The organism is Pseudomonas sp. MIL19 (assembly GCF_028680365.1).
Lineage (GTDB): Bacteria > Pseudomonadota > Gammaproteobacteria > Pseudomonadales > Pseudomonadaceae > Aquipseudomonas > Aquipseudomonas spirodelae.
This window is the reverse complement of the sequence record NZ_JAPPVG010000031.1, coordinates 1-26585: the sequence shown is the minus strand read 5'-3', so window position 1 is coordinate 26585 and position 26585 is coordinate 1. Positions and strand designations below refer to the sequence as shown.

General features: G+C 57.4%; 24 protein-coding genes. 16 read left to right on the top strand and 8 right to left on the bottom strand.

Annotated elements, in window-relative coordinates; translation table 11 throughout:
- Positions 1 to 34 precede the first annotated feature (34 nt).
- The 5 genes from serS to ftsK all read right to left on the bottom strand — a co-directional run bounded on the left by serS (position 35) and on the right by ftsK (position 6253).
- Positions 35 to 1315, bottom strand: coding sequence for a serine--tRNA ligase (gene serS / locus N1078_RS16195; protein WP_274089188.1), 1281 nt, complete (start codon positions 1313 to 1315; stop codon positions 35 to 37).
- Between the two features lie 113 nt (positions 1316 to 1428).
- Complete coding sequence (crcB, locus tag N1078_RS16190) at positions 1429 to 1809, bottom strand: fluoride efflux transporter CrcB (RefSeq protein WP_274089187.1); 381 nt, start codon at positions 1807 to 1809, stop codon at positions 1429 to 1431.
- The gene (locus N1078_RS16185) at positions 1806 to 3131 is read right to left on the bottom strand and encodes a replication-associated recombination protein A (RefSeq protein ID WP_274089186.1); all 1326 of its coding nucleotides are present in this window, start codon (positions 3129 to 3131) and stop codon (positions 1806 to 1808) included. Before N1078_RS16185 ends, crcB begins: the two co-directional genes overlap by 4 nt.
- Before the next feature lie 33 nt (positions 3132 to 3164).
- The gene (lolA, locus tag N1078_RS16180; RefSeq protein WP_274089185.1) at positions 3165 to 3791 is read right to left on the bottom strand and encodes an outer membrane lipoprotein chaperone LolA; all 627 of its coding nucleotides are present in this window, start codon (positions 3789 to 3791) and stop codon (positions 3165 to 3167) included.
- Positions 3792 to 3820: 29 nt separating this feature from the next.
- Positions 3821 to 6253 carry a DNA translocase FtsK gene (ftsK, locus tag N1078_RS16175; protein WP_411912056.1) on the bottom strand — a complete coding sequence of 811 codons (2433 nt, stop codon included), beginning with the start codon at positions 6251 to 6253 and terminating at the stop codon, positions 3821 to 3823.
- Between the two features lie 197 nt (positions 6254 to 6450).
- Between ftsK and trxB the strand changes: the two genes are divergently transcribed.
- The 4 genes from trxB to infA all read left to right on the top strand — a co-directional run bounded on the left by trxB (position 6451) and on the right by infA (position 9226).
- Positions 6451 to 7401, top strand: a complete 951-nt coding sequence (trxB, locus tag N1078_RS16170; protein WP_274089183.1) for a thioredoxin-disulfide reductase — start codon at positions 6451 to 6453, stop codon at positions 7399 to 7401.
- A gap of 63 nt (positions 7402 to 7464) precedes the next feature.
- Entirely contained in the window at positions 7465 to 8145 is a 681-nt protein-coding gene (gene aat / locus N1078_RS16165; RefSeq protein WP_274089182.1) for a leucyl/phenylalanyl-tRNA--protein transferase, read from the top strand.
- 54 nt (positions 8146 to 8199) lie between these two features.
- Positions 8200 to 8907 (top strand): arginyltransferase, encoded by a 708-nt coding sequence (locus N1078_RS16160; RefSeq protein WP_274089181.1) that lies wholly within the window; start codon positions 8200 to 8202, stop codon positions 8905 to 8907.
- A 100-nt stretch (positions 8908 to 9007) separates the two neighbouring features.
- Complete coding sequence (gene infA / locus N1078_RS16155) at positions 9008 to 9226, top strand: translation initiation factor IF-1 (RefSeq protein ID WP_002553999.1); 219 nt, start codon at positions 9008 to 9010, stop codon at positions 9224 to 9226.
- Between the two features lie 100 nt (positions 9227 to 9326).
- Here infA and clpA read toward each other — a convergent pair whose 3' ends face one another.
- Together clpA and clpS are read right to left on the bottom strand one after the other, a co-directional pair.
- A complete protein-coding gene (gene clpA, locus N1078_RS16150) occupies positions 9327 to 11597 on the bottom strand; it encodes an ATP-dependent Clp protease ATP-binding subunit ClpA (protein WP_274089180.1) in 2271 nt (756 codons plus the stop codon).
- A gap of 29 nt (positions 11598 to 11626) precedes the next feature.
- Positions 11627 to 11989 (bottom strand): ATP-dependent Clp protease adapter ClpS, encoded by a 363-nt coding sequence (gene clpS / locus N1078_RS16145; protein ID WP_274089179.1) that lies wholly within the window; start codon positions 11987 to 11989, stop codon positions 11627 to 11629.
- Positions 11990 to 12217: 228 nt separating this feature from the next.
- Here clpS and cspD point away from each other — a divergent pair, with 228 nt between their 5' ends.
- Positions 12218 to 12481 (top strand): cold shock domain-containing protein CspD, encoded by a 264-nt coding sequence (gene cspD / locus N1078_RS16140; RefSeq protein WP_274089178.1) that lies wholly within the window; start codon positions 12218 to 12220, stop codon positions 12479 to 12481.
- Between the two features lie 72 nt (positions 12482 to 12553).
- Here the strand turns inward: cspD and icd are convergent, their stop codons facing one another.
- Positions 12554 to 13810, bottom strand: a complete 1257-nt coding sequence (gene icd / locus N1078_RS16135) for an NADP-dependent isocitrate dehydrogenase (protein WP_274089177.1) — start codon at positions 13808 to 13810, stop codon at positions 12554 to 12556.
- Positions 13811 to 14172: 362 nt separating this feature from the next.
- Here icd and N1078_RS16130 point away from each other — a divergent pair, with 362 nt between their 5' ends.
- The 11 genes from N1078_RS16130 to N1078_RS16080 all read left to right on the top strand — a co-directional run bounded on the left by N1078_RS16130 (position 14173) and on the right by N1078_RS16080 (position 26426).
- Positions 14173 to 16398: an NADP-dependent isocitrate dehydrogenase gene (locus N1078_RS16130; protein WP_274089176.1), complete on the top strand. Its 2226-nt coding sequence runs from the start codon at positions 14173 to 14175 to the stop codon at positions 16396 to 16398.
- A 113-nt stretch (positions 16399 to 16511) separates the two neighbouring features.
- Positions 16512 to 16952: an NUDIX hydrolase gene (locus N1078_RS16125; RefSeq protein ID WP_274089175.1), complete on the top strand. Its 441-nt coding sequence runs from the start codon at positions 16512 to 16514 to the stop codon at positions 16950 to 16952.
- A 61-nt stretch (positions 16953 to 17013) separates the two neighbouring features.
- Positions 17014 to 18132, top strand: a complete 1119-nt coding sequence (gene mnmA, locus N1078_RS16120) for a tRNA 2-thiouridine(34) synthase MnmA (protein WP_274089174.1) — start codon at positions 17014 to 17016, stop codon at positions 18130 to 18132.
- Entirely contained in the window at positions 18129 to 18749 is a 621-nt protein-coding gene (gene hflD, locus N1078_RS16115) for a high frequency lysogenization protein HflD (RefSeq protein WP_274089173.1), read from the top strand. The genes mnmA and hflD overlap by 4 nt, the downstream gene beginning before the upstream one ends.
- Positions 18749 to 19609 carry a DMT family transporter gene (locus N1078_RS16110; protein ID WP_274089172.1) on the top strand — a complete coding sequence of 287 codons (861 nt, stop codon included), beginning with the start codon at positions 18749 to 18751 and terminating at the stop codon, positions 19607 to 19609. Before hflD ends, N1078_RS16110 begins: the two co-directional genes overlap by 1 nt.
- Positions 19610 to 19695: 86 nt before the next feature.
- Positions 19696 to 21066, top strand: coding sequence for an adenylosuccinate lyase (purB, locus tag N1078_RS16105; RefSeq protein ID WP_274089171.1), 1371 nt, complete (start codon positions 19696 to 19698; stop codon positions 21064 to 21066).
- Between the two features lie 78 nt (positions 21067 to 21144).
- The gene (locus N1078_RS16100) at positions 21145 to 22311 is read left to right on the top strand and encodes a ribosomal protein uL16 3-hydroxylase (protein WP_274089170.1); all 1167 of its coding nucleotides are present in this window, start codon (positions 21145 to 21147) and stop codon (positions 22309 to 22311) included.
- Positions 22304 to 22729 (top strand): GNAT family N-acetyltransferase, encoded by a 426-nt coding sequence (locus N1078_RS16095; RefSeq protein ID WP_274089169.1) that lies wholly within the window; start codon positions 22304 to 22306, stop codon positions 22727 to 22729. Before N1078_RS16100 ends, N1078_RS16095 begins: the two co-directional genes overlap by 8 nt.
- 8 nt (positions 22730 to 22737) lie before the next feature.
- The gene (locus N1078_RS16090; RefSeq protein WP_274089168.1) at positions 22738 to 23379 is read left to right on the top strand and encodes a DUF7931 domain-containing protein; all 642 of its coding nucleotides are present in this window, start codon (positions 22738 to 22740) and stop codon (positions 23377 to 23379) included.
- Positions 23376 to 24185 carry a secretin N-terminal domain-containing protein gene (locus tag N1078_RS16085; RefSeq protein ID WP_274089167.1) on the top strand — a complete coding sequence of 270 codons (810 nt, stop codon included), beginning with the start codon at positions 23376 to 23378 and terminating at the stop codon, positions 24183 to 24185. Before N1078_RS16090 ends, N1078_RS16085 begins: the two co-directional genes overlap by 4 nt.
- Before the next feature lie 645 nt (positions 24186 to 24830).
- The gene (locus tag N1078_RS16080) at positions 24831 to 26426 is read left to right on the top strand and encodes an isocitrate lyase (RefSeq protein ID WP_274089166.1); all 1596 of its coding nucleotides are present in this window, start codon (positions 24831 to 24833) and stop codon (positions 26424 to 26426) included.
- The last annotated feature ends 159 nt before the right edge of the window (positions 26427 to 26585 follow it).

Genomic DNA, 26585 nt, shown 5'->3' with positions numbered 1-26585 from the left:
TTGGCCGCCCCGTCGCAGGTAACAGAAGCGCTGCTTAGCCGATCACTTCGATACCGCCCATATAGGGCTTCAGAACGTCCGGTACGCGAATGCTACCGTCGGCCTGCTGGTAGTTTTCCAGTACCGCAACCAGGGTGCGGCCGACTGCCAGGCCCGAGCCATTGAGGGTGTGCAGCAGCTCTGGCTTGCCAGTTTCCGGGTTACGGTAGCGCGCTTGCATACGGCGGGCCTGGAAATCACCACAGTTGGAGCAGGAGGAAATTTCGCGGTACTTGTCCTGGCTCGGCACCCAGACTTCGAGGTCGTAGGTTTTAACCGCGCCAAAACCCATGTCGCCCGTGCATAGCGCCAGCTTGCGATAAGGCAGTTCAAGCAACTGCAGCACGCGCTCGGCGTTGCCGGTCAGGCTTTCCAATGCCTCAAAGGATTGGCTTGGCTCGACAATCTGCACCATCTCGACTTTATCGAACTGGTGCTGACGGATCATCCCACGGGTATCGCGACCGGATGCTCCGGCCTCGCTACGGAAGCATGGGGTATGCGCAACCAGCTTCAGCGGCAGCTGCTTCGGATCAAGAATCTCGCCGGCGACGATATTGGTCAGCGACACTTCAGCGGTTGGGATCAGGTACAGATCCGCTTCGCCTTCACGGCTGATCTTGAACAGGTCTTCTTCGAATTTCGGCAACTGGCCGGTGCCTTGCAGCGCTGGCGCCTGCACCAGATAAGGCGTGTAGGCTTCTTCGTAGCCGTGCTCGCCAGTGTGCAGGTTGATCATGAACTGTGCCAGGGCACGGTGCAGGCGAGCGATGGGGCCACGCAACAGGGCAAAGCGCGCACCGGACAGCTTGGCGGCGGTTTCAAAATCCAGCCAGCCGTGCTGTTCACCCAACGCAACGTGGTCCTGAATCGGGAAATCGAAGCTACGCGGCGTGCCCCAACGTGCCACCTCGACGTTGCCGTCTTCGTCTTCGCCAATCGGTACCGACTCATGCGGCAGGTTGGGGATATTCAGCAGCAGGATGTCGAGTTCGCTTTGAATGGCATCAAGCTCACGCTTGCCCGCCTCCAGATCACTGCCCATCTGGTCGACATCGGCCAGCAGTGGCGCAATGTCTTCACCGCGCTGTTTGGCCTGGCCAATGGATTTGGAACGACTGTTGCGCTCGGCCTGCAGCTGCTCAGTGCGGGTCTGCACAGTTTTGCGCTGGGCTTCGAGCGCTTCGAAGCGTGCAACATCAAGTACAAAGCCACGGGTGGCCAGGCGCTCGGCCACTTCATGGAGCTGGGTACGAACGAGTTTGGAATCGAGCATGTTCTGGTCTCAACACATCACAAGGGTTTGCATGGCCGTTGCCATGGCGCGCAATGCCGCGCAGTTTAAGGCTTTAACAGGGTCGCGTGCCACACCGCGGGTTAGACAAGGCGCTACTGGTAGAGGCGTGCCAGGCTAAATCCGCCCCAAACCGCGGTGACACCACCCAAAACGCTGCATAACAGGTAGGCAAATGCCTCATTGTGGCGGCCACTTTCAAACAGCTTGAGTAGCTCCAGGCTGAATGAGGAGAAGGTGGTAAAACCGCCGAGCAGGCCAATGATCAAGCCGCTGCGCAACTCGATGGGCAGATCGCTGCGCAGCAGCAATAACCCAGAGAGCAGGCCGATCAGCAGGCAGCCAAGGATGTTGACGGTGAAGGTGCCAATGTAAAAGTACCGCGGCCATTGTGCGGCGACCCAACTGGCGGTTAGAAAGCGCAAAACGGAGCCGACTGCGCCACCGAGGGCTACGGCCAAGGCCACACGAATCATGGTTTTCTCCGCTGCCGAGGGCTATTGCGATCTTGATTCTGCAAGTGCTGCAGCTTGTCGCGAATCTTCAGCTCCAAACCACGCGGCACAGGCTGATAGTAGTGACGCGGCTCGAAGGCTTCCGGGAAGTAATCTTCCCCAGCCGCATAGGCATCGGGTTCATCGTGGGCATAACGGTATTCGTCGCCATAGCCCAACTCTTTCATCAGTTTGGTTGGCGCGTTGCGCAGGTGCAGCGGGACTTCCTGCGAGCCATGTTCGGCGGCATCGCGTTTGGCGGCGTTAAAAGCGTTGTAAACCGCATTACTTTTTGGCGCGCAGGCCAGGTAGACAATAGCCTGAGCCACGGCTAGTTCGCCCTCGGGGCTGCCCAGACGCTCTTGAACATCCCAAGCATTCAGGCACAGGGTTAAGGCGCGTGGGTCTGCGTTGCCAATGTCCTCGCTGGCCATGCGCACCACACGCCGAGCGATATACAACGGATCACAGCCGCCATCGAGCATGCGTGCAAACCAATACAGCGCGCCGTCTGGGCTGGAGCCGCGTACAGATTTGTGCAGCGCGGATATCTGGTCGTAAAAGGCTTCGCCGCCCTTATCGAAGCGCCGGCGGGTATCGCCAAGCAGATTGAGCAACAGCTCGCTATCGATCGCGCTGCCGTCCTCTACCAGGTCCGCCGCATTTTCCAGAAAGTTGAGCAAACGGCGGCCATCACCATCGGCGGCTGCCTGGAGAATCTTAAAACTTTCTTCGGGCAGGCTCAGTTGGCGCTCGCCCAGGCCTTTCGGGTCACTTAAGGCGCGCTCGACCAGTTTGCGCAACGCGCTTTCATCCAGGCTCTTAAGCACGTAAACGCGCGCCCGTGAGAGCAAGGCGTTGTTCAGCTCGAACGAAGGGTTTTCCGTGGTCGCGCCAATAAAGATCAGCGTGCCGTCTTCCACATAAGGCAGAAAAGCATCCTGCTGGGACTTGTTGAAGCGGTGTACTTCGTCGACAAACAGGATGGTCTGGCGGCCGTATTGCGCAGCGTGTTGCTGGGCCACTTCGACTGCCTGTCGGATTTCCTTGACCCCCGAGAGCACGGCGGAAATCGTTTCGAAATGCGCGTCGGAAACCTGGGCCAATAGCCGCGCCAGGGTGGTTTTACCCACGCCGGGCGGCCCCCAGAAGATCATTGAGTGCAGCGCCCCCTGCTCCAGGGCTTCACGCAAGGGCTTGCCACGGGCGAGCAAATGCTCCTGGCCGACGTAATCGTCGAGGCTGGCTGCACGCAAGCGGGCAGCCAGAGGTTGAGCAACGGGGGCCTTGCGAAACAGGTCCATGATCGGGGGTTAACGCCTCTTGCTCGAGTGTTTCTACTCTTGGATCACGTCGGCGCCGGCCGGAACGTCGAAGGTGAATTGCGCGTCGTCTTGCGGCTCATTCATTTTCACGTTGAGGAACAGAATATTGGTGCGCTGACCAATGCTGTCGATCAACTGCATGTCATTCAGCACGTTGTTACGGAACGACAGACGCAGGCTGTCGAACAGGGTGTCTTTGGACTTGGGCTTGAGGATGAAGTCGACCACATTGCCGCCTTCCTTGTGGCTGATGTCGAAGTTCTCGCGAATCTTCGATACATCGCCGGAAAGCAGCAGCGCCGGGGTGTGAGTCAGACGCTGGTCAAGGGTCTGGATGGTCACTTGCAGCAAATCCGGGTCATACAGCCAGACTTTTTCGCCATTGGAAACCAGCAATTGCTCCATCGGAGCATCGGTGTGCCAGCGGAACAGACCTGGGCGCTTGAGCACAAGCTGACCGGCGGTTTCCTGCAGCTGAGTACCGCTGCCATCCAGCGTCAGCTGGGAAAAGCGCGCAGTAATGGTTTGCGCCTGATTGAGCAGCTCGGTCAAGCGCTGCACAGCGACTTCATCGTCAGCCATGGCGGCAACGCTGGTAAAACTCAGTACGGTCAGCAACAGCATGCGAATCAGGCGCATGGGGATCCTTATCAGTTCAGGGCGAAGTGTTAATCGCGAACGGGGCTCGGGGCTATGACCTCACGAGAGCCATTGGTGTTCATTGAGGTGACGACGCCAGCCATTTCCATGGCCTCAATCATCCGTGCAGCACGGTTGTAGCCGATTTTAAGTTTACGCTGCACCGCCGAAATTGAAGCGCGCCGGCTCTCGAGGACGAAATTGACCGCCTCATCATAAAGCGCATCTGTCTCACTGCCTTCACCACCCTCACCGCTGCCTTCAAAACCACTACCGGCCTCTTCAGCGCCGTTGAGGATGTCATCGATATAGTCCGGCGTGCCGCGTTGTTTCCAGGCTTCCACGACGCGGTGGACTTCTTCGTCGGAAACGAATGCACCGTGTACACGGATCGGCAAACTGGTGCCCGGCGGCATGTAGAGCATGTCACCGTGCCCGAGCAGTTGTTCGGCACCGCCTTGGTCAAGAATGGTCCGCGAGTCGATCTTGCTCGATACCTGAAACGCCATGCGGGTCGGAATGTTGGCCTTGATCAGGCCAGTGATCACATCCACCGAGGGCCGCTGTGTGGCGAGAATCAGGTGAATCCCCGCCGCACGGGCTTTCTGGGCGATACGCGCGATCAGCTCTTCAACCTTTTTGCCGACAATCATCATCATGTCGGCAAACTCATCGACCACTACCACAATGGTCGGCAGCGGCTTAAGCAGCGGCGCTTCATCGTGCATGCTTTCGCGTTTGTACAGCGGGTCGGACAGCGGCTCACCGGCATCGATGGCGTCTTTGACCTTGCGGTTGAAGCCCGCCAGGTTACGCACGCCCATCTTCGACATCAGCTTGTAACGACGCTCCATCTCGGCGACCGACCAGCGCAGAGCGTTGGCAGCCTCTTTCATGTCAGTAACCACGGGGCATAACAGGTGCGGAATGCCTTCGTAGATCGACAGCTCAAGCATTTTCGGGTCGATCATGATCAAGCGCGCCTCTTCTGGCGTGGACTTGAACAGGATCGACAAGATCATTGCGTTGACCCCTACCGACTTACCCGAACCGGTAGTACCGGCCACCAGCAGGTGGGGCATTTTGGCCAGGTCGGTAATCACCGGCTTGCCACCGATATCGTGACCCAGGGCCAGGGTCACCGGCGACTTGGCTTCGTCGTACTCAGGCGACGACAGCACTTCGGAGAAGCGCACTATCTGCCGGTCTTCGTTAGGAATTTCAATACCGACGGTGGTCTTGCCAGGGATCACTTCCACCACCCGCACGCTGATGATCGCCATCGAGCGCGCCAAGTCTTTGGCCAGGCCGGAGATACGGCTGACTTTGATCCCGGCAGCTGGCTGGATTTCGAAGCGGGTAATCACCGGGCCGGGATGAACGGACTCGACGATGACCTCGACACCAAACTCCTTGAGTTTAATTTCCAGCAGCCGTGACATCGCCTCCAGGTATTCAGGCGAGTATTTCTTCTGAACTTTTTCCGCCACATCGAGGATCGATAAGGGTGGCAGGCTGCCAGCAAGGACGCTGTCCTCGAATAGGTTGACCTGTTTTTCTTTGAGCACACGTTTGCTGGGCTCAGGCTCTTTCGGCGTAGTGGTCGGTGCGATTACCGGTGCGGCGCGGTTGATGCGCTCGCTCATGTGTTTACTCAGTGACTCTTCGCGCTGAATAAGGCGTTCTTTGACTTTGGCCTGCTCGCGACGATCCAACACAATCGGTGCAGAGACATCACTGACCCGCTCATCGACCTCGCGCAGCTGCGCCACCAGTTGCTTGCGCTCAACCCGCGCATTCCACCAGCGGTTGGCCAGGCTCTGGATCAGCTCGATAAGGTCCAGGGTGATCTTGCCGGTCAGGTCCATCACCTTGAACCATGACAGGTCGGTAAACACCGTCAACCCGAAAAGGAACAAGGCAATCAATAACAGCGTGCTGCCCTGCACGTTCAGGCCATTGATGGCCAACTGCCCTAAGCTCTCTCCTAGGGCGCCGCCAGCAGAGGCCGGCATGCTTGAACTGGAATCAAAATGAATAAATGCCAGCGCGGCCCCGGACAACACCAGAAACATCAGGCCGATTAGCCGCCAAGAGAACAGCCAGCCGCTCCACTGCCAAGGCTGATGCCGGGTGCGGAACACTTGCCATGTTTTAACGGCCAGTAGTAGCGGGAATAAATAGGCGAAATAGCCCAGCGCCATAAACAGAATGTCAGCGAACCAGGCACCAGCGCGCCCGGCTGAGTTCTGTACCTGCTCAACGTTGCTGGTGTGGGTCCAACCAGGGTCGGCCGCATCGTAAGTCAGCAGCGCCATCCACAGATAAAGACAAAGCGCACCCAAGCCAATCAATGCGCCTTCTTTCAGTCGAGAAGGCAGCTGCTGACGCCAGATTGGGAGTTGTGCGGTTGGGCTAGATTTCTTCAAAACGCTTGTGTTCCTGCACCTGGGGCGCCGAATAAGGGATTAACGGTAAACATGCCGCGATTGTACGGGTTTAGCGAGGTGGTGCCAGGCTCCAGGTCTCGCTGGCGCGAGCGGCGGCAGTTGACTCCCGCTCGTTACCTGCTTCGGTGTAGCATATCGGCCACTGTCTTGCGCGCAGCTCAATTTGAGCATGCATTCTCTTTTGTGACAAAGGCTTATGAGGTGTTTTTATGAGCGAAGTCAAGCATTCACGCTTGATCATCCTGGGCTCCGGCCCTGCTGGTTATAGCGCTGCCGTTTACGCCGCCCGCGCCAACCTTAAGCCTGTGATCATTACCGGCATGCAACCTGGCGGTCAGCTGACCACAACTACTGAGGTGGACAACTGGCCCGGCGATGTCGAAGGCCTGACCGGGCCAGCGCTGATGGAACGCATGCAAAAGCATGCCGAGCGCTTCGATACCGAGATCGTCTATGACCACATCCACACCGCCGAGTTGCAGTCGCGCCCTTTCACATTAAAAGGCGACAGCGGCACTTACACCTGTGATGCCCTGATTATTGCCACCGGCGCATCGGCGCAGTACCTGGGCCTGCCATCGGAAGAGGCCTTTGCTGGCAAGGGTGTTTCGGCCTGCGCAACCTGCGACGGCTTCTTTTATCGCAACCAAGTGGTCGCAGTAATCGGCGGCGGTAACACTGCGGTTGAAGAAGCACTGTACTTGTCGAATATCGCTAAGGAAGTCCACTTGGTGCATCGCCGCGACAAGCTGCGCTCCGAGAAGATTCTTCAGGACAAGCTGTTCGACAAGGCTGCAAACGGTAACGTAGTGCTGCATTGGAACCACTCGTTGGAAGAAGTGCTGGGCGACAACACCGGTGTTACCGGGGCACGCCTTAAAGACACGCAAACCGGTGTCACAACCGATCTGCCACTTGCAGGCGTGTTTATCGCCATCGGTCACAAGCCCAATACCGATCTATTCCAGGGACAGCTGAACATGCGTGACGGCTACCTGCTGATCAAAGGCGGCAATGAAGGTAATGCCACCGCCACCAGCATCGACGGGGTGTTCGCGGCAGGGGACGTGGCCGACCACGTCTACCGCCAGGCCATCACTTCGGCCGGTGCCGGCTGCATGGCAGCGCTGGATGTCGAGAAATTCCTCGACGACAACTGATCCATCCTTGGGCGGACACACATCCGCCCTCCCCTCTCATCTATCCGAATCCCGGCCCTGCTTATGCTGACGTGGCTGCAACGCGACTCTCTGGATTTCCCGCCGCTATCTAAAGCCCTGCGCGAACCCAATGGCTTGCTAGCTGCTGGTGGTGACCTGCGCCCAGAACGTTTGATTCAGGCTTATCGTCATGGCTGCTTCCCCTGGTTTCAGGATGGCCAGCCAATTCTCTGGTGGTCGCCAGACCCGCGCACCGTTTTGTTTCCCGACAACCTGCATATCTCGCGCAGCTTGGCCAAAGTGTTGCGCCAAGGCCGTTATCGGGTGACCTTTGACCGCGCATTTGCTGACGTCATTCGCGCCTGTGCCGGCCCGCGCAGTTATGCGGCAGACACATGGATCACTAGCCCGATGCAGGACGCCTACCTTGAGCTGCACCGCCGAGGCGTAGCGCACTCAGTTGAAGTATGGCGTGAGAACGAGCTGGTTGGCGGCCTGTATGGCTTGGCCATGGGCCAGCTGTTTTTTGGTGAATCGATGTTTAGCCACGCCGATAACGCATCCAAAGTGGGTTTCGTCACCCTGGTTGAGCAGTTGCAGCGCTGGGGATTTGTCCTGATCGACTGCCAGATGCCAACCGAGCATTTACTCAGCCTGGGCGCCCAAACGATTTCACGCACTGATTTCGCCCTCTACCTGAGCGCTCACCTTGACCAGCCCAGCCGAGCAGACTGGCTCGCCTAGGCGAGTTTGCCAGCCTGGCTTACACTTGCTGAAGACCGATCCCGAGAGCCGATCATGACTGAGCTGGCCCGCCTGAAGTTTTACGCCACTCAACCGCACGCCTGCAGCTACCTGCCCGACGAACAGGCTACAACGCTGTTCCTCGACCCCAGTCAGCCCATGGACGTGCAGGTTTACGCTGAACTTTCAGAAATGGGTTTCCGCCGCAGCGGTGATCATCTCTACCGCCCGCACTGCCAACAGTGCAGCGCTTGCGTCCCGGCGCGCATTCCTGCGACACAGTTCAACCCCAGCCGCCAACAGCGGCGCATACTCAAGCGCAATCAGGACATCCAGGTGCGCCTCGTGCGCCCAGCATTTACCGAAGAATATTACGCGCTGTACGCGCGTTACATTGAACAGCGGCATGCTGATGGAGATATGCATCCGCCAAGCCGCGAACAGTTTTCGACATTTTTGGTACGCGACCTGACGTTCTCACGTTTCTATGAGTTCCGCCTGGACAGCCAGCTGCTGGCAATTGCAGTGACCGACGTGCTACCCAATGGATTATCTGCGGTTTACACCTTTTACGAGCCAAGCGAGGAACGGCGCAGCCTCGGGCGCTTTGCCATCCTCTGGCAAATTGCCGAAGCCGCCCGGCTTGAGCTGCATGCGGTCTATTTGGGTTACTGGATTAAGAGCTGCCGCAAAATGAGTTACAAGACCGAATACCGCCCTATTGAGCTGTTCGCTAACCAGCGCTGGACCAGCCTTAACTGAAGCTCTTGGCGTAAACCCCAAAATTCGGGCACAATGCACGCCGCTTTTGCCTGGCGCCAGTTGCACCGGGCCATTCATTGGATACCGAGGGCTTTACTGCATGTCGAAAGAAGACAGCTTCGAAATGGAAGGCACTGTCGTCGACACCCTGCCCAACACCATGTTCCGTGTGGAGTTGGAAAATGGGCACGTCGTTACTGCGCACATCTCCGGAAAGATGCGCAAAAATTACATCCGCATTCTGACTGGCGACAAAGTTCGCGTTGAACTTACGCCTTATGACTTGAGCAAGGGCCGCATTACCTATCGCGCCCGTTAACAGGCCGCTGAAAACCTAGTTTTCCGGCATCTGTTACACCAAGCTCCAGTAAAAACGCCCGGCATTGCCGGGCGTTTTTGTGGGCGAAAGCAAACTTCGCTTAAGCCATTTCTGCAGTGGTTTCGAACTCAAAGGTCAGTTCGCCATCTTCTATATCGATGTGCACCACACCACCGTGGTCAGCTAGCTCGCCAAAGAGAATCTCTTCCGCCAGCGGCCGCTTGATCTTGTCCTGGATCAAGCGAGCCATTGGTCGGGCCCCCATTTGCACGTCGTAACCGCTCTGCGCCAACCAGCTGCGCGCCGCACTACTGACTTCCAGCGTAACCCGCTTGTCCTCAAGCTGCGCCTGCAGCTCGGTAAGGAACTTGTCGACGATGCTTTTAATCACCTCATGACTCAGCCGGCCGAACTGAATAATGGTATCCAGGCGGTTACGGAACTCAGGCGTGAAGCTCTTCTTGATCACTTCCATGGCATCAGACGAGTGGTCCTGATGGGTGAAGCCAATGGATGCACGCGCAGCCGTTTCGGCCCCTGCGTTAGTCGTCATGATCACAATCACGTTGCGGAAGTCTGCTTTGCGGCCGTTGTTATCGGTCAGGGTTCCGTGGTCCATGACCTGCAGCAACAGGTTAAAGACTTCAGGGTGAGCCTTTTCGATCTCATCGAGCAGCAGCACACAGTGCGGCGTTTTGGTTATGGCCTCGGTTAACAGGCCACCTTGATCAAAACCGACATAACCAGGCGGCGCACCTATCAAGCGCGACACAGTATGACGCTCCATGTACTCAGACATGTCAAAACGCACCAGTTCAACGCCCAAGGCTTTAGCCAGCTGGCGAGCCGCTTCAGTCTTACCAACCCCGGTGGGACCGGCAAACAAAAACGAACCGACCGGTTTATCGGGCGCTTTAAGGCCGGCGCGCGACAGCTTGATTGCCGTGGACAGCGAGTCAATCGCGTCATCCTGGCCAAACACGGTGAGCTTTAAGTCGCGCTCAAGATTGCGTAGCAATTCTTTATCCGAGCTGCTGACATGCTTAGGTGGAATGCGGGCAATTTTCGCCACGATATCTTCCACTTGTGCGACATCGATACGGGTCAAGCGCTTATCCAAAGGCTGCAGGCGCTGGTAGGCACCGGCCTCATCGATCACGTCAATGGCCTTGTCCGGCATGTGCCGGTCATTGATATAGCGCGAAGCCAGTTCCGCGGCGGCCCGTAAGGCCTCATCACTGTATTCAATACTGTGGTGCTGTTCGAAACGCCCCTTCAGGCCGCGCAGGATACCAATGGTGTCCTCTACCGATGGCTCAACCACATCAACTTTTTGGAAGCGCCGTGCTAACGCGCGGTCTTTCTCGAAGATGCCGCGGAATTCCTGGAAAGTAGTCGAGCCAATGCAGCGAATTTCCCCAGAAGACAGCATGGGCTTAAGCAGGTTGGAGGCATCCATCACCCCGCCAGAAGCAGCACCTGCGCCGATAATGGTGTGGATTTCATCAATAAACAAAATGGCATGCGGGCGTTTACGCAGTTCATTGAGCAGAGCTTTCAGTCGTTTCTCAAAATCACCACGATATTTGGTCCCGGCCAGCAGTGCACCGAGATCCAGTGAATAGACCACGCTATCCGCCAGCAAATCAGGCACTTGCTTGTCGACAATGCGCTTGGCCAACCCCTCAGCAATAGCCGTCTTACCTACGCCGGCCTCACCGACCAGCAGAGGATTATTCTTGCGGCGGCGCGCGAGAATCTGCGCAACACGCTCAACTTCCATCTCACGACCCACCAGTGGGTCAATACGCCCCTGGCGAGCCAGTTCGTTTAGGTTGCTGGCATAAGCATCTAGTGGATTACTGGAGCTGGAAGACTCACCACCCTCTTCGTCCTGCATTTCCTGCTCGGTTTCCGCATGGCCGCCGTGACCGGGCACCTTGGATATGCCATGAGCAATAAAATTGACCACATCAATACGCGCAACGCTCTGCTGCTTAAGCAGGAATACGGCCTGACTTTCCTGCTCACTAAAGATCGCAACCAGCACATTGGCACCGGTCACTTCACGCTTGCCGGAACTCTGCACATGGAAAACCGCGCGCTGCAGAACGCGCTGAAAACCCAGCGTAGGCTGCGTCTCGCGCTCTTCATCATGTTGAGGGATAAGCGGGGTGGTGGAGTCGATAAATTCCTGCAGGTCATGCCGCAGTTTATCTAGGTTAGCCCCGCAAGCACGTAACACGCTGGCGGCAGCCTCGTTATCCAGAAGGGCAAGTAACAAGTGCTCAACTGTCATAAATTCATGACGCTTGGTACGTGCCTCCTTGAAAGCCAGATTGAGGGTAACTTCGAGCTCTCGATTTAACATAGCTTCACCTCATGCCCAAGTGGCCGGCGTTAACCGTCCTTCTCTATTTCACAGAGTAGCGGATGCTGGCTCTCTCTCGCATATTGATTCACCTGTGTCGCTTTGGTTTCAGCAATATCGCGAGTAAAAATTCCGCACACTGCCCGCCCCTCTGTATGGACGGCCAGCATGATTTTGGTCGCTTGCTCTCGATTCAGGTTGAAAAACACCTCAAGAATTTCGACGACAAAATCCATAGGCGTGTAGTCATCATTGAACAAGATCACCTTGTACATCGGAGGTGCCTGCAGTGCTGGCTTGGCCTCCTGTACGGCTAAGCCATAGGAATCTTCCTCATGCTCAGCGGGATCATCTTGGTTGGATGTTAGTCGAATCTGGCTACGTGCATGCATGCTGAATAGCTTCGTTGATGGGCGAATAGTCTGTACAGGACAGAGTTTGACTGGCTTCTCAGCCAGTTACAGCATTGCCTTGACTATCGGCAAAACGGTGTTACAAACAATGAATACCCTGAGCGGGTATTAAAGGGGTTTCGCAGTGTTGCTAGCGCATGTCAAGCAACGTGTGGAATGAGGTGGATGATACTCCAGTGATGGAGTCCTTTGCAGAGGGATATCAGCATGGTTAGCGGTAAGGTCAAGTGGTTCAACAACGCCAAAGGTTACGGGTTTATCGTGGCCGATGGTCGAGATGAGGACCTGTTTGCCCACTACTCGGCCATCCAGATGGACGGCTATAAAACGCTGAAGGCTGGCCAGTCAGTAAGCTTCGATATTATTCAAGGCCCCAAAGGGCTCCACGCCGTTAACATCAGTGCAGCTTTCGCTGCCAATGAAGCACCCGCTGCAATTAAGCAAACTCAGGATTCACCGGTACAAGCCTGACGTCTTTTATAGGCGGGTAATCGCACAATAAAAAGGCCGGTCAAATGACCGGCCTTTTTATCAGCGCTTCCCTTACATGTGCGAAATCAATGCATCACCAAATGCCGAGCAAGACAGCAACTTGGCACCATCCATCAGGCGCTCAAAATCATAGGTCACTGTCTTGGCCGAGATAGCGCCATTGGTGCCCTTGATAATCAGATCGGCAGCTTCGACCCAGCCCATGTGACGCAGCATCATTTCAGCGGACAGGATCAACGACCCCGGATTCACCTGATCTTTACCGGCGTACTTCGGCGCAGTGCCGTGAGTGGCCTCGAACATCGCAATGGTGTCGGAGAGGTTGGCGCCTGGAGCGATACCAATACCACCCACTTCAGCAGCTAGGGCGTCTGATAGATAGTCACCATTGAGGTTCAAGGTGGCAATTACGTCATACTCGGCTGGGCGCAACAGGATCTGCTGCAGCATGGCGTCGGCGATAGCATCCTTAACGATGACGTTCTTACCTGTTTTCGGATTCTTGAACTGCATCCAAGGACCGCCGTCGAGCAGGGTTGCGCCGAACTCTTCAGCAGCAATTTCATAAGCCCACTCTTTGAAGGCACCTTCGGTGAACTTCATGATATTGCCTTTGTGCACGATGGTAAGTGAGTCGCGGTCGTTATCGACCACGTACTGCAATGCCTTGCGCGCCAGACGCTTGGTACCCTGCTTGGACACCGGTTTAACGCCGATACCACAATCCTGGTCAAAGCGAATTTTGGTAACGCCCATTTCCTCTTTGAGGAATTTGATCACTTTGTTTGCTTCTGGCGAGCCGGCTTTCCACTCGATACCGGCATAAATGTCTTCCGAGTTTTCACGGAAGATGGTCATGTCGACATCACCCGGTTTCTTAACTGGGCTCGGTACGCCTTCAAACCAGCGCACTGGGCGCAGGCAGACGTACAAATCAAGCTGCTGACGCAGGGCCACGTTCAAGGAGCGGATGCCGCCACCCACTGGCGTGGTCAGCGGGCCCTTGATGGACACTACATAATCTTTGACTGCATCCAGGGTTTCCTGGGGCAGCCAGGTGTCCTGATCGTAAACCTGAGTGGCTTTTTCGCCGGCGTACACCTCCATCCAGGAGATCTTGCGCTCGCCGCCATAGGCTTTGTGAACGGCAGCATCGACGACCTTGATCATCACCGGGCTGATATCAACGCCGATGCCATCCCCTTCAATGAAGGGAATGATTGGATTATTCGGTACGTTCAGAGATGTATCGGCATTTACGGTGATTTTGTCACCGGTTGCTGGCACCTGGATCTTTTGGTATCCCATGCTGGACTCCGTCTTGTGGTTAAACCGTCAGATCACCCGAGAGTACCCCACTTGATTCGGGCGAAACCATATGTTCGTTGGTCTTATGCGCCAAGGCATTCTGCGACGCGCTGCCGCAGTGATATACTGCGCGCTGACCAACAGGTCATGAGGCGTAGGTACCCCGAATAAGTGGCTCGCGTCTTGATACCGTCGAACTGCTACAGCGATTCAACGGCTCGAAATGCTCAACACTCTACTGGTGCATCCAACATCACCGCGGCAAGACCTCGATTTCAAGTCCGCTCTTCATTGGGCTTGTGCGCTTACCTGCGCATGTCGAGTGCTTATGTACGCTCAGCAAAGAAGAGAGTTAACTCTAAATGTCCACCCCTTCGAAGATCATTTATACCTTCACTGACGAAGCCCCAGCCCTTGCGACCTATTCGCTGCTACCTATTGTAGAAGCCTTCGCAGCCTCTGCTGGTATTGCTGTCGAAACACGCGACATATCTCTTGCAGCCCGCATCCTCGCCAGCTTTGCTGACCAGCTGGATGCCGACAAGCAGGTCGATGATGACCTGGCTAAGCTGGCCGTTCTGGCGACCTCTCCCGAAGCCAACATCATCAAACTGCCGAACATCAGTGCCTCGGTGCCGCAGCTCAAAGCCGCTATCGCCGAACTGCAAGCCCAGGGCTATAACATCCCCAATTTCCCTGAAGACCCGCACACCGACGCCGAGAAAGAAGCACGCGCGCGTTACAGCAAAGTGCTCGGCAGCGCGGTCAACCCGGTTCTGCGTGAAGGTAACTCCGACCGTCGCGCACCTGCCGCGGTAAAAGCCTTTGTGCGCAAGCATCCGCATTCGATGGGTAAGTGGAGCATGGCTTCGCAGTCCCACGCTGACTACATGCGCGGCGGCGACTTCTTCTCCAGCGAGCAGTCGATCACCATGGCAAACGCCGGCGACGTGCGCATTGAATTTGTTGGCAAAGACGGCAAGGTCGAAGTCAAAAAGCAACTCGCCCTGCAAGAAGGCGAAGTCTTCGACAGCATGTACATGAGCTGCCGCAAGCTGCGCGACTTCTTCGAGAAGACCCTGCAGGACTGCAAGGACACCGGTGTAATGTGGTCCCTGCACGTCAAGGCGACCATGATGAAGGTGTCTCACCCGATCGTCTTTGGTCACGCCGTCAGCGTTTACTACAAAGATGTGTTCGATAAATACGGCAAGCTGTTCGAAGAGCTGGGCGTTAACCCGAACAACGGCATCAGCAGCGTCTACGACAAAATCAAATCCCTGCCGGCCTCACAGCAGGAAGAAATTCTCGACGACATCCACGCCTGCTACAGCGGTCGCCCTGAAATGGCCATGGTTGATTCGGTCAAGGGCATCACCAACCTGCACATCCCAAGCGACGTAATCGTCGACGCCTCGATGCCAGCGATGATCCGCAGCTCCGGGCAGATGTGGGGCAAAGACGGCAAGCTCAAGGACACCAAAGCGGTGATGCCGGAAAGTACCTACGCCCGCATCTACCAGGAAATGATCAATTTCTGCAAAACCAACGGCGCGTTCGACCCTACCACCATGGGCAGCGTACCGAACGTCGGCCTGATGGCGCAGAAGGCTGAAGAATACGGCTCGCACGATAAAACCTTCCAAATGACCGTCGATGGCAGCATGCGTGTTGTGCTGGCCGATGGCACTGTACTGATGCAGCACGAAGTTGAGGCCGGCGACATCTGGCGCGCCTGCCAGACCAAAGACGCACCGATCCGTGACTGGGTCAAGCTGGCCGTTACCCGCGCCCGTCAATCCAATACACCGGCAATCTTCTGGCTCGACCCAGAGCGCGCTCACGACCGCGAGCTGCAGAAGAAGGTAGAAGTTTATCTGCAGGACCATGACCTCACCGGTCTGGATATCCGCATGATGGATTACAACCAAGCCATCCGCGTGAGCATGGAGCGCTTGATTCGTGGCCTGGACACCATTTCGGTGACCGGCAACGTATTGCGCGACTACCTGACCGACCTCTTCCCAATCATGGAGCTGGGCACCTCGGCGAAGATGCTCTCCATCGTTCCGTTGATGGCAGGCGGCGGCATGTACGAAACAGGTGCGGGCGGTTCAGCACCCAAGCACGTGCAGCAGCTGATCGAAGAGAACCACTTGCGCTGGGACTCGCTGGGCGAGTTCCTGGCCCTGGCGGTATCTCTGGAAGAGACCGGTATCAAGACCAACAACGCCAAAGCTAAACTCCTGGGCACCACCCTGGACGCCGCGACCGGCAAGTTGCTCGACAGCAACAAGTCGCCTTCGCGCAAAACCGGCGAGCTGGACAACCGTGGCAGCCACTTCTACTTGGCGCTCTACTGGGCACAAGAGCTGGCAGCGCAGACTGAAGACTTGGCGCTGCAGGCACAGTTCGCGCCATTGGCAAAGGCCCTGGGCGACAATGAAGCCGCTATCGTTGCTGAGCTTAGTGCTGTGCAGGGCAAGCCTGTGGATATTGGCGGTTACTACCGCTCCAATCCACAGCTGACCAGCCAGGTTATGCGCCCCAGCGCTACGTTTAATGCGGCCCTTGCTGCACTGGCGTAACGTTTGACGCGAAACCTGTAGTAACCCAGAACCCCTGGCCTTGCGCCGGGGGTTCTGCGTTTAGCCGCAGAGCAATCACCTAATGATTTATGCTTAACAACAGGTAAACACCTATGGATTGGCAGCCACACATCACCGTCGCCACCGTTATTGAGGACCAAGGGCGCTTCCTTTTGGTTGAAGAAATGGCCGAGGGGCGAGCGGTATTCAATCAGCCCGCTGGCCACTTGGACGCCAACGAAAGCCTGCTGCAAGCCGCCATTCGCGAAACGCTTGAAGAAACCGGCTGGGATATCGAGCTGACGGGCGTTACGGGGATCTACCTGTACACCGCCCCGAGCAATGGTGTGACCTACCAGCGCGTATGTTTTGCCGGTAAAGCGTTGCGTCATCATCCCGAGTACACGCTAGATCACGGCATCATAGGCCCACGCTGGCTGACCCGTGACGAGCTAGCGGCGCAACCCGAGCGCTGGCGCAGTGAGTTGGTAGTGCGCTGTATCGATGACTACCTGAGCGGGCACTGTTTTCCGCTGTCACTTATCCGCGATTAACGGCCAAGCACCTCAGCCTGCTAGAATCGCCCTCTTTTTCGAAGCCGTGTCCAGTATTCCCATGCAAGCGCCAAGCACCCAACGCGTCATCGTCGGCATGTCCGGCGGCGTAGATTCCTCCGTTTCCGCCTTGCTCCTGCTCGAGCAGGGCTACCAGGTCGAAGGCCTGTTCATGAAGAACTGGGACGAAGACGACGGCACCGACTACTGCACCGCCATGGACGATCTGGCGGATGCGCAGGCGGTGTGCGACAAAATTGGCATCAAGCTGCACACCGCCAACTTTGCCGCCGAATACTGGGACAACGTGTTCGAACACTTCCTGGCCGAATATAAGGCCGGGCGAACGCCCAATCCGGACATCCTGTGTAACCGCGAAATCAAGTTCAAGGCTTTCCTCGACTACGCCCTGATGCTGGGTGCCGACCTGATTGCCACCGGCCACTATGTGCGTCGGCGCGACATCGACGGCCGTACAGAACTGCTTAAAGGTTTGGATCCAAATAAGGATCAGAGCTACTTCCTGCATGCCGTGGGTGGCGAGCAGATTGCTAAAACGCTGTTCCCGGTTGGCGAGCTGGAAAAACCTGCCGTGCGCGCCATTGCCGAGAAATACCAGCTGGCCACGGCGAAGAAGAAAGACTCCACGGGTATCTGCTTTATCGGTGAGCGGCGCTTCAGCGACTTCCTCAAGCAATACCTACCGGCGCAACCGGGCAATATCGAAACCACTGAGGGCGAGGTTATCGGTCGCCACCACGGCCTGATGTACCACACCATCGGTCAGCGCCAGGGCTTGGGCATTGGCGGTCTGAAAGATGCTAGTGATGAGCCTTGGTATGTGCTGCAAAAAGACCTCACGCGCAACGTGCTGGTGGTAGGCCAAGGTAATCAGCACCCCTGGTTGTTTAGCCGCGCCCTGCTCGCCTCCGAGATCTACTGGGTCAATCCGGTTGATTTAACCACCCCACGTGAGCTGACCGCCAAAGTACGTTATCGCCAGAGCGATCAAGCCTGCACGCTTGAACAAACCCCTAGCGGCTTCCGTGCGACGTTTGCCGAGCCGCAGCGCGCAGTTACGCCAGGGCAGTCCGTGGTGTTTTACGACGGCGAAATCTGCCTGGGCGGCGGTGTCATTGAAGTCGCCGAGCCATGGACCATGCAGGAGCCGCAAACGTGAACCCAATCCGTGAGCAGTTGATCGCCCTCGGGGCGGTATTCGAGTCCGCCGTATTGGTCGATACGCTGGCGCGAACCGGCCAGGTCAGTGAGCCCGCTGTGGCATGCATGATCAACAGCCTGCTGGTGCGCGACCCGAAGAACACGCTGGACGTGTATGGCGGCGATGACCTGAATTTGCGTGAGGGTTACCGCGCCCTGGTGGGCGCACTCGAGCGTGACCCAGCCAGCCTGCAGCGCGAGCCATTGCGCTACGCCTTGGCCTTGACCGCGCTGGAGCGGCAACTGAATAAACGCGGCGATATGCTGCAAGTGATGGGCAGCCGCCTCGATCAGATTCAGCAGCAGGTTGAGCTCTTTGGCTCGACCCATGAGAACGTCATCGCCAACTGCGGCAGCCTGTACCAGGACACTATCAGCACGTTCCGCCAACGCATTCAGGTGCAAGGCGACATGCGCCATCTGCAGCAGGCCAATAATGCGGCGAAAATCCGCGCACTGCTGCTTGCCGGGATTCGTTCTGCGCGCCTGTGGCGCCAATTGGGCGGCCATCGCTGGCAGATGGTGTTCAGCCGCAGCAAGCTGCTCAAAGAGCTTTATCCACTGCTGCGCAGCTAATGCTCACGCGCTCGGTCAAGCCGTTACACGGTGCGGCATTACTGGCACTTTCAGCGCTGTTGTTTTCGTTTATGGGAGGCGCGATCCGCGAGGTCTCCGTCAGCGTCAACAACGAATCGGTGGTGTTTTTTCGCAACCTGGTGGGCGTGCTGTTCTTTCTGCCGCTGATACTGCTCAAAGGCGTGCAGCCGCTTAAGACCGGGCGCTTAAAGTCACACCTGTGGCGCACCACCTATGGCTTGGCGGCGATGTACTGCTTCTTCTACGCCATTGCCCACCTGCCGCTAACTGACGCCATGCTGTTCACTTACTCGGCCCCAGTGTTTACCCCAATAATCGCCTGGTGGTGGCTTAAAGAGCCGCTGACCAAGCGCATGCTACTAACGTCAGGCATTGGCCTCGTTGGTGTATTGCTGGTGGCCAAGCCATCTGCGGCGCTGCTGGACAGCCATACGCTGATCGGTCTGACAGCCAGCATCCTGGCTGCATTCGCGTTTGTTTCGATTCGAGAAATGAGCGACACCGAGCCGGCGTTTCGGATCGTGTTCTATTTTTCACTGTTCAGCGCGCTGATCTCGGCCATCCCCCTGGCTTGGGCCTGGCAACCGCTGTCGCAGCATGACCTCGGGCTATTGCTGATGATCGGTCTACTGGCGACTGCCAGCCAGATCATCATGTCCAGGGCTTACGCCCTTGCGCCACCAGGCCTGATCGGCCCCTTTGCTTACCTGGCGATCGTCTTTGCCGGCGTTATTGCCTGGTGGCGCTGGGATGAAAGCCCTGACCTGACCTCATGGTTTGGGGCTGCGCTGATTTTCAGTGCCAGCTTGTTATCCATTGCGCGGCGCGTGCGCGGCTGAACGGTAGTAAGCAAGCGCAATTCAGCTGCCGATTTCATGTATGATACGCGCCCTTTTCAATGCCCGATTGTCCGAGAACGCCTCCCATGCAGCTTTCCTCGCTCACCGCGGTTTCCCCCGTTGATGGCCGCTACGCCGGCAAAACCAGCGCTCTGCGCCCTATTTTCAGCGAATACGGCCTGATCCGTTTCCGTGTAATGGTTGAAGTGCGCTGGCTACAACGCCTCGCCGCCCACGAAGGTGTGACCGAGGTTGCGCCCTTCTCCGCCGAAGCACAGGCGATCCTCAACGAACTGGCAGATAACTTTGCCGTTGAGCACGCCGAGCGCGTCAAAGAAATTGAGCGCACCACCAACCACGACGTCAAAGCCGTGGAGTACCTGCTCAAAGAACAAGCGGCCAAGCTGCCTGAACTGGACAAGGTCAGTGAGTTCATCCACTTCGCCTGCACCAGTGAAGACATCAACAACCTGTCCCACGCCCTGATGCTGCGCGCCGGCCGTGATGACGTGCTGCTGCCGCTGATGCGTCAGACCGCCGAAGCCATCCGTGAACTGGCCGTTAAATTCGCCAACGTACCGATGCTCTCGCGCACCCACGGTCAGCCGGCATCGCCGACCACCCTGGGCAAAGAGTTGGCCAACGTGGTTTATCGCCTGGAGCGGCAGATCGCTCAGGTTGCAGCCGTACCGCTGCTGGGCAAGATCAATGGCGCCGTTGGCAACTACAACGCCCACCTCTCGGCCTACCCGCAGATCGACTGGGAAGCCAACGCCAAGCAGTTCATCGAAGGTGACCTGGGGCTGCAGTTCAACCCCTACACCACGCAGATCGAGCCGCACGACTACATCGCTGAACTGTTCGATGGTATCGCGCGCTTCAACACCATCCTGATCGACTTCGACCGGGACATCTGGGGCTACATCTCCCTGGGCTATTTCAAGCAGCGCACCATTGCCGGCGAAATCGGTTCCTCGACCATGCCGCACAAGGTCAACCCGATCGACTTCGAAAACTCCGAAGGCAACCTGGGTATCGCCAACGCACTGTTCCAGCACCTGGCCAGCAAGTTGCCGATCTCGCGCTGGCAGCGTGACCTGACCGACTCCACCGTACTGCGTAACCTCGGTGTGGGCTTCGCTCACAGCGTGATCGCCTACGAGGCCAGCCTAAAGGGCATCAGTAAGCTGGAGCTGAACGAAGCCCGCATCGCCGCTGACCTGGATGCATGCTGGGAAGTCCTCGCTGAGCCGATCCAGACCGTGATGCGCCGTTATGCCATCGAAAACCCTTACGAGAAGCTCAAAGAGCTGACCCGTGGCAAAGGCATCAGCCCCGAAGCACTGCAGACTTTCATCGACGGCCTGGACATGCCTGCCGAAGCCAAAGCTGAGCTCAAACGTTTGACCCCTGCCAGCTACATCGGCAACGCGGTCGCTCAGGCCACGCGCATCTAAACGGCAACAGCCACCCAGACGCCCGGCTGTGCCGGGCGTTTTTATTTATGGGTATTCAACTAATTCAAGGGCTTAGCGATGAATCCTGATATTTCGCTTCAACTGCTGGGCGGGCTGACTGCGCGCGAATTCATGCGCGACTACTGGCAGAAAAAACCCTTGCTGGTCCGCCAGGCTATTCCGGGTTTCGAGAGCCCAATCTCGCCGGATGAACTGGCTGGCCTGGCCCTGGAAGAGGAAATCGAATCACGCCTGGTCATCGAGCATGGCGAGCGCCCCTGGGAGCTGCGCCGCGGCCCCTTCGCGGAAGACGCCTTCGCCGAACTGCCTGAGCGTGACTGGACCTTGCTGGTACAGGCCGTCGATCAATTCGTTCCGGAAGTGGCCGAGCTGATCGAGCAATTCAAGTTTCTGCCCAAGTGGCGCATCGACGATGTGATGGTCAGCTTCGCCGCTCCAGGCGGCGGCGTGGGCCCGCATTTCGATAATTACGATGTATTCCTGCTGCAAGGCTATGGCACGCGTCGCTGGCAGGTTGGCCAAGTGTGCGATTCCAACAGCCCGATGCTGCAACACGCGGATCTGAAGATCCTCGCTGAATTCGTTAAAACTGAAGAATGGGTTCTGGAGCCCGGCGACATGCTCTACCTGCCGCCGCTTCTGGCCCACTGTGGTACCGCTGAGGATGACTGTATGACGTATTCTGTAGGCTTCCGCGCGCCAAGCGCCGCCGAAGTTCTCACCCATTTCACCGACTTTCTCGGCCAGTTCCTGCCCGATGAAGAGCGCTACAGCGACGCCGACGCGCAGCCGACCAGCGACCCAACACAAATCCAGCGCGACGCCCTGGACCGCCTCAAAGCCCTGCTCACTGAGCACATGAGCGATGAACGCCTGCTGATGACCTGGTTTGGCCAGTTTATGACCGAGCCGCGTTATCCCGAGCTGATCGCCGGTATCGAGATCGACGAAGAGGCGTTCCTCGCCAGCCTGGAAGATGGCGCCGTGATGATCCGCAACCCCAGCGCCCGCATGGCATGGTCAGAAGTGGGTGAAGACCTGGTGCTGTTTGCCAGCGGCCAGAGCCGCCTACTTTCGGCCAGCCTGCGCGAACTGTTGAAGCTGGTCTGCGCGGCCGACGCCCTGCACATCGACAACCTGGCCCCGTGGCTCGCCGATGACGAAGGGCGTAACCTGCTGGTTGAGCTGGTCAAGCAAGGCAGCCTGGAGTTTGCTGATGAGTGAGATCCACGTTCGCCTGGCTGACTGGCAAAAGGACAACGCTGACCTGCGGCGCATTCGTGAAACCGTGTTTGTGGCGGAACAAGCGGTGCCGCCGGAGCTCGAATGGGATGCCGAGGACGCCGAAGCGGTGCACTTTCTGGCACTGGAAGGCGACTATCCGGTTGGTACGGCGCGCTTGCTGGCCGATGGGCATATTGGCCGAGTTTCAGTGCTTAAGGATTGGCGCGGGCTGAACGTTGGCGTGGCACTTATCCAGGCCGTAATCGAAGAAGCGGAACAGCGCGGTTTGAAGCAACAAATGCTCAGCGCGCAAGTGCACGCCACCGCCTTTTATGAAAAGCTCGGGTTTGCCATCGTCAGCGGTGAATACTTGGAAGCTGGCATCCCTCACGTGGACATGGTGCGTAACAGCGCCTAAAGGCCAATATGAACGACGAAAACGCCCCGAGTGAACCAACCGAACCGCTGGAACCTACAGAGCTTCCCGCCATCGAGTTTCAGTCATCGGGGCGTTTTGCTGTGCATAATCCGGCCACCCACAGCCCCGACAGCCCGCGTGCAGAACCGGCGCCGTTTACCCTCGGTGCGCACCCGACGCTGGAGCGTTTCAGCCAACCCGAACAGGCCCGCGCTCACGCCCTGGCTCTGTTACAGCAAGCTCAGCGCAGCCTGTGTATCTACAGCCACGACTTAGAACCCTGGCTCTATCACCACAGCAGCGTGCAAGACGCCTGTACCCGTTTTCTCCTGGCCAGCCCGCGCAATCAACTGCGCATTCTGCTGCGCGATCCCAGCCGCGCGGTGAAGGATGGCCACCGCCTGCTTAGCCTTTCCCGCCGCCTGTCGAGCAACCTGCAGATCCGCAAGCTGCACCCGGACTACCCCAATGAGGCGCTGGCGTTTCTGCTGGCCGATGACCGTGGCCTGCTGCTGTTGCCCGAACTGGGCCAAGCGAGTGGCTACGCCCTCTACCAAGACCCCGGCCGCAACCGTCAGCGCCGCGCGCAGTTTGATCAAGCCTGGGACACCAGCATCACCGACGCTGACTTACGGAGTTTTCTGCTATGAAGGTTCGTGCCCTACTCGCCACCGTGCTGCTGAGCTGTAGCCTGTTTGTCAGTGCTGCCACCGAGGTGATTCCGTTGAACTTCCGCACGGCCGATGAGGTGCTCGGCGTGGTGCAATCGGTGCTGGGCCAGGAAGGCAAGGTCAACGCCTACGGCAACCAACTGATCGTCAATGCCGAGCCAGCGAAAATTGCTGAAATACGCGCTCTGCTGCAACAGCTCGACACTGAACCACGGCGCTTGCTGATCAGCGTCGACACCAATGAGTCGGGCTTTCAGTCCGACCGCGGCTACCGCGCCGACGGCACAATCAGCGCCGGCGATGCCGAGGTACAGATCGGCCAGGGCGAAATCAATGGCCGTGATCAGGTGCGCATCATCCGCCGTAGCACCGACAGCCGCAGCGGCGGCACCCAACACGTGCAGGCTACCGAGGGTTATCCGGCGCTGATCCAAATCGGCCAGAGCGTGCCGCTGACCACCCGCGGCCGCGATACTTACGGCCAGCCCTACAGCACCACTCAATACCGCAATGTCACGCGTGGGTTTTATGTCACGGCGAGCTTGAGTGGTGAACGGGTGCACATCACCATAAGCAGCAACCGCGACCGCCTCAGCCAATCACAGCCCGGCGTTATCGATGTGCAAAGCACCGATACGCGAGTCAGCGGGCGGATCGGTGAGTGGATCAATATTGGCGGTGTCAGCGAGCAAAACCAGGGCGAACAGGGCGATTTCCTGCAACGTCGTTCGACCCATGGCCGTGAAGACATGAATATTCGCGTCAAGGTCGACGTGGTGGATTGATCCGAGCGCAACTCAAGCTGGGGCACTAATCGCCTGCCATTCAATGCCGAGACCACTCATCAGCTGCTGCCAGCAGGCGGCGGCACAGTCGTCACCCGTAAACATCCCTGCGCTGGCCTCCTCCCCTGGAACCCGCTGGATAAAGCCGTAGAGGCTGACCTGCCGGTCGCCAAAAAAATTATGTAGTAGTCACTAGAAAGGCACTACAAAATAATTGACGAACACTTTTTGCGGAGGCATGATGGCCCCGCTCCCGCTAATCAGAGGTGCTGAAAAGCCCTCCGGATCGCGCTCCAACTTACCGTCAGAGCCGATTTGTGTTGTAAAGCCCACAAGGCCGTTCGATGAGATTGCGACTGGAACGAAGTTGTCCTGAGGGACGGGGAAGCGTTTAGCAACAGTGTGCATCACGTCGCAGCAGGTAGGCCCAACGGAATCTTTGGATCCGTTAGCCGACAAATGATCCAGGGTCATTTGTAACCGCTGCAGCCAGCGCCCTGTTGAGCTTATCTCCTCTCTCCCGGATTAATTCCGTCTCACGTCAATTTCTCAACGCTCTGCAGTTGGCTACAACAACCTCCAGCAACACAGGTGTTCAGTGGGGAAGTCGGTGCTCAACCAAACACATACTTTGAAGGATTGACCATGTCAGCTTATCAAAACGACATCAAAGCCGTTGCCGCCCTTAAAGCCGCTGCTGGCAGCAGCTGGAGCGCTATCGACCCTGAGTCCGTAGCCCGCATGCGCGCTCAGAACCGTTTCAAAACCGGTCTGGAAATCGCTCAGTACACTGCTGACATCATGCGTAAAGACATGGCCGAGTACGATGCTGACTCCTCCGTCTACACCCAGTCCCTGGGCTGCTGGCATGGTTTCATCGGTCAGCAGAAGCTGATTTCGATCAAGAAGCACCTGAAGACCACTAACAAGCGCTACCTCTACCTGTCGGGCTGGATGGTTGCTGCTCTGCGTTCGGATTTCGGTCCGCTGCCGGATCAGTCCATGCACGAGAAAACCTCGGTTTCCGGCCTGATTGAAGAGCTGTACACCTTCCTGCGCCAGGCTGATGCCCGCGAATTGGACCTGCTGTTCTCCGCGCTGGATGCTGCCCGCGCCGCAGACGACAACGCCAAAGCGGCTGACATCCAGAAGCAGATCGACAACTACGAAACTCACGTAGTGCCAATCATCGCCGACATCGACGCGGGTTTCGGTAACCCAGAAGCCACCTACTTGTTGGCTAAGAAGATGATCGAAGCGGGTGCGTGCTGCATCCAGATCGAAAACCAGGTGTCTGACGAGAAGCAGTGCGGTCACCAGGACGGTAAAGTAACCGTTCCTCACGCCGACTTTATCGCCAAGATCAACGCTGTTCGTTACGCGTTCCTCGAGCTGGGCATCGACAACGGCGTGATCGTTGCGCGTACCGACTCCCTGGGCGCTGGCCTGACCAAGCAAATCGCCGTGACCAAAGAGCCGGGCGACCTGGGCGACCAGTACAACTCCTTCCTCGATTGCGAAGAAGTTTCTGCTGCCGATCTGGGCAATGGCGACGTCGTGATCAACCGTGGTGGCAAACTGCTGCGTCCTAAGCGTCTGCCATCCAACCTGTTCCAGTTCCGTGCTGGCACCGGTGAAGCACGCTGCGTACTGGACAGCATCACGTCCTTGCAGAACGGCGCTGACATGCTGTGGATCGAAACCGAGAAGCCACACGTCGGCCAGATCGCAGAAATGGTTAACGAAATCCGTAAAACCATCCCGAACGCCAAGCTGGTTTACAACAACAGCCCATCGTTCAACTGGACGCTGAACTTCCGTCAGCAGGCCTTCGACAGCATGGCTGCAGAAGGTAAGGACGTTTCCGCCTACGACCGCGCCAAGCTGATGAGCGTCGATTACGACGAAACTGAACTGGCTAAGTTCGCTGACGAGCGCATCCGCACCTTCCAGCGTGACGCGTCTGCTCAGGCCGGTATCTTCCACCACCTGATCACCCTGCCGACTTACCACACTGCCGCGCTATCCACCGACAACCTGGCCAAAGGCTACTTCGCAGATCAGGGCATGCTGGCCTACGTGAAAGGCGTTCAGCGCGAGGAGATCCGTCAAGGTATCGCCTGCGTTAAGCACCAGAACATGTCCGGTTCCGACATCGGCGACGCGCACAAAGAGTACTTCGCTGGCGAAGCAGCTCTGAAGGCAGGCGGCAAAGACAACACCATGAACCAGTTCAGCTAAGAACCGGTTCACTCAACCGAGGCCACGATCAAGGTTGAGTGTGTTGAAAAGAACCCCAGCAGAAATGCTGGGGTTTTTTTTATGGTGCGCCAGGCATGGCGCGTAGCGCCGTGACTGGCGCTGTCGGGTTCACTGTGGTGGTGAGCCTGGCGACTTGGA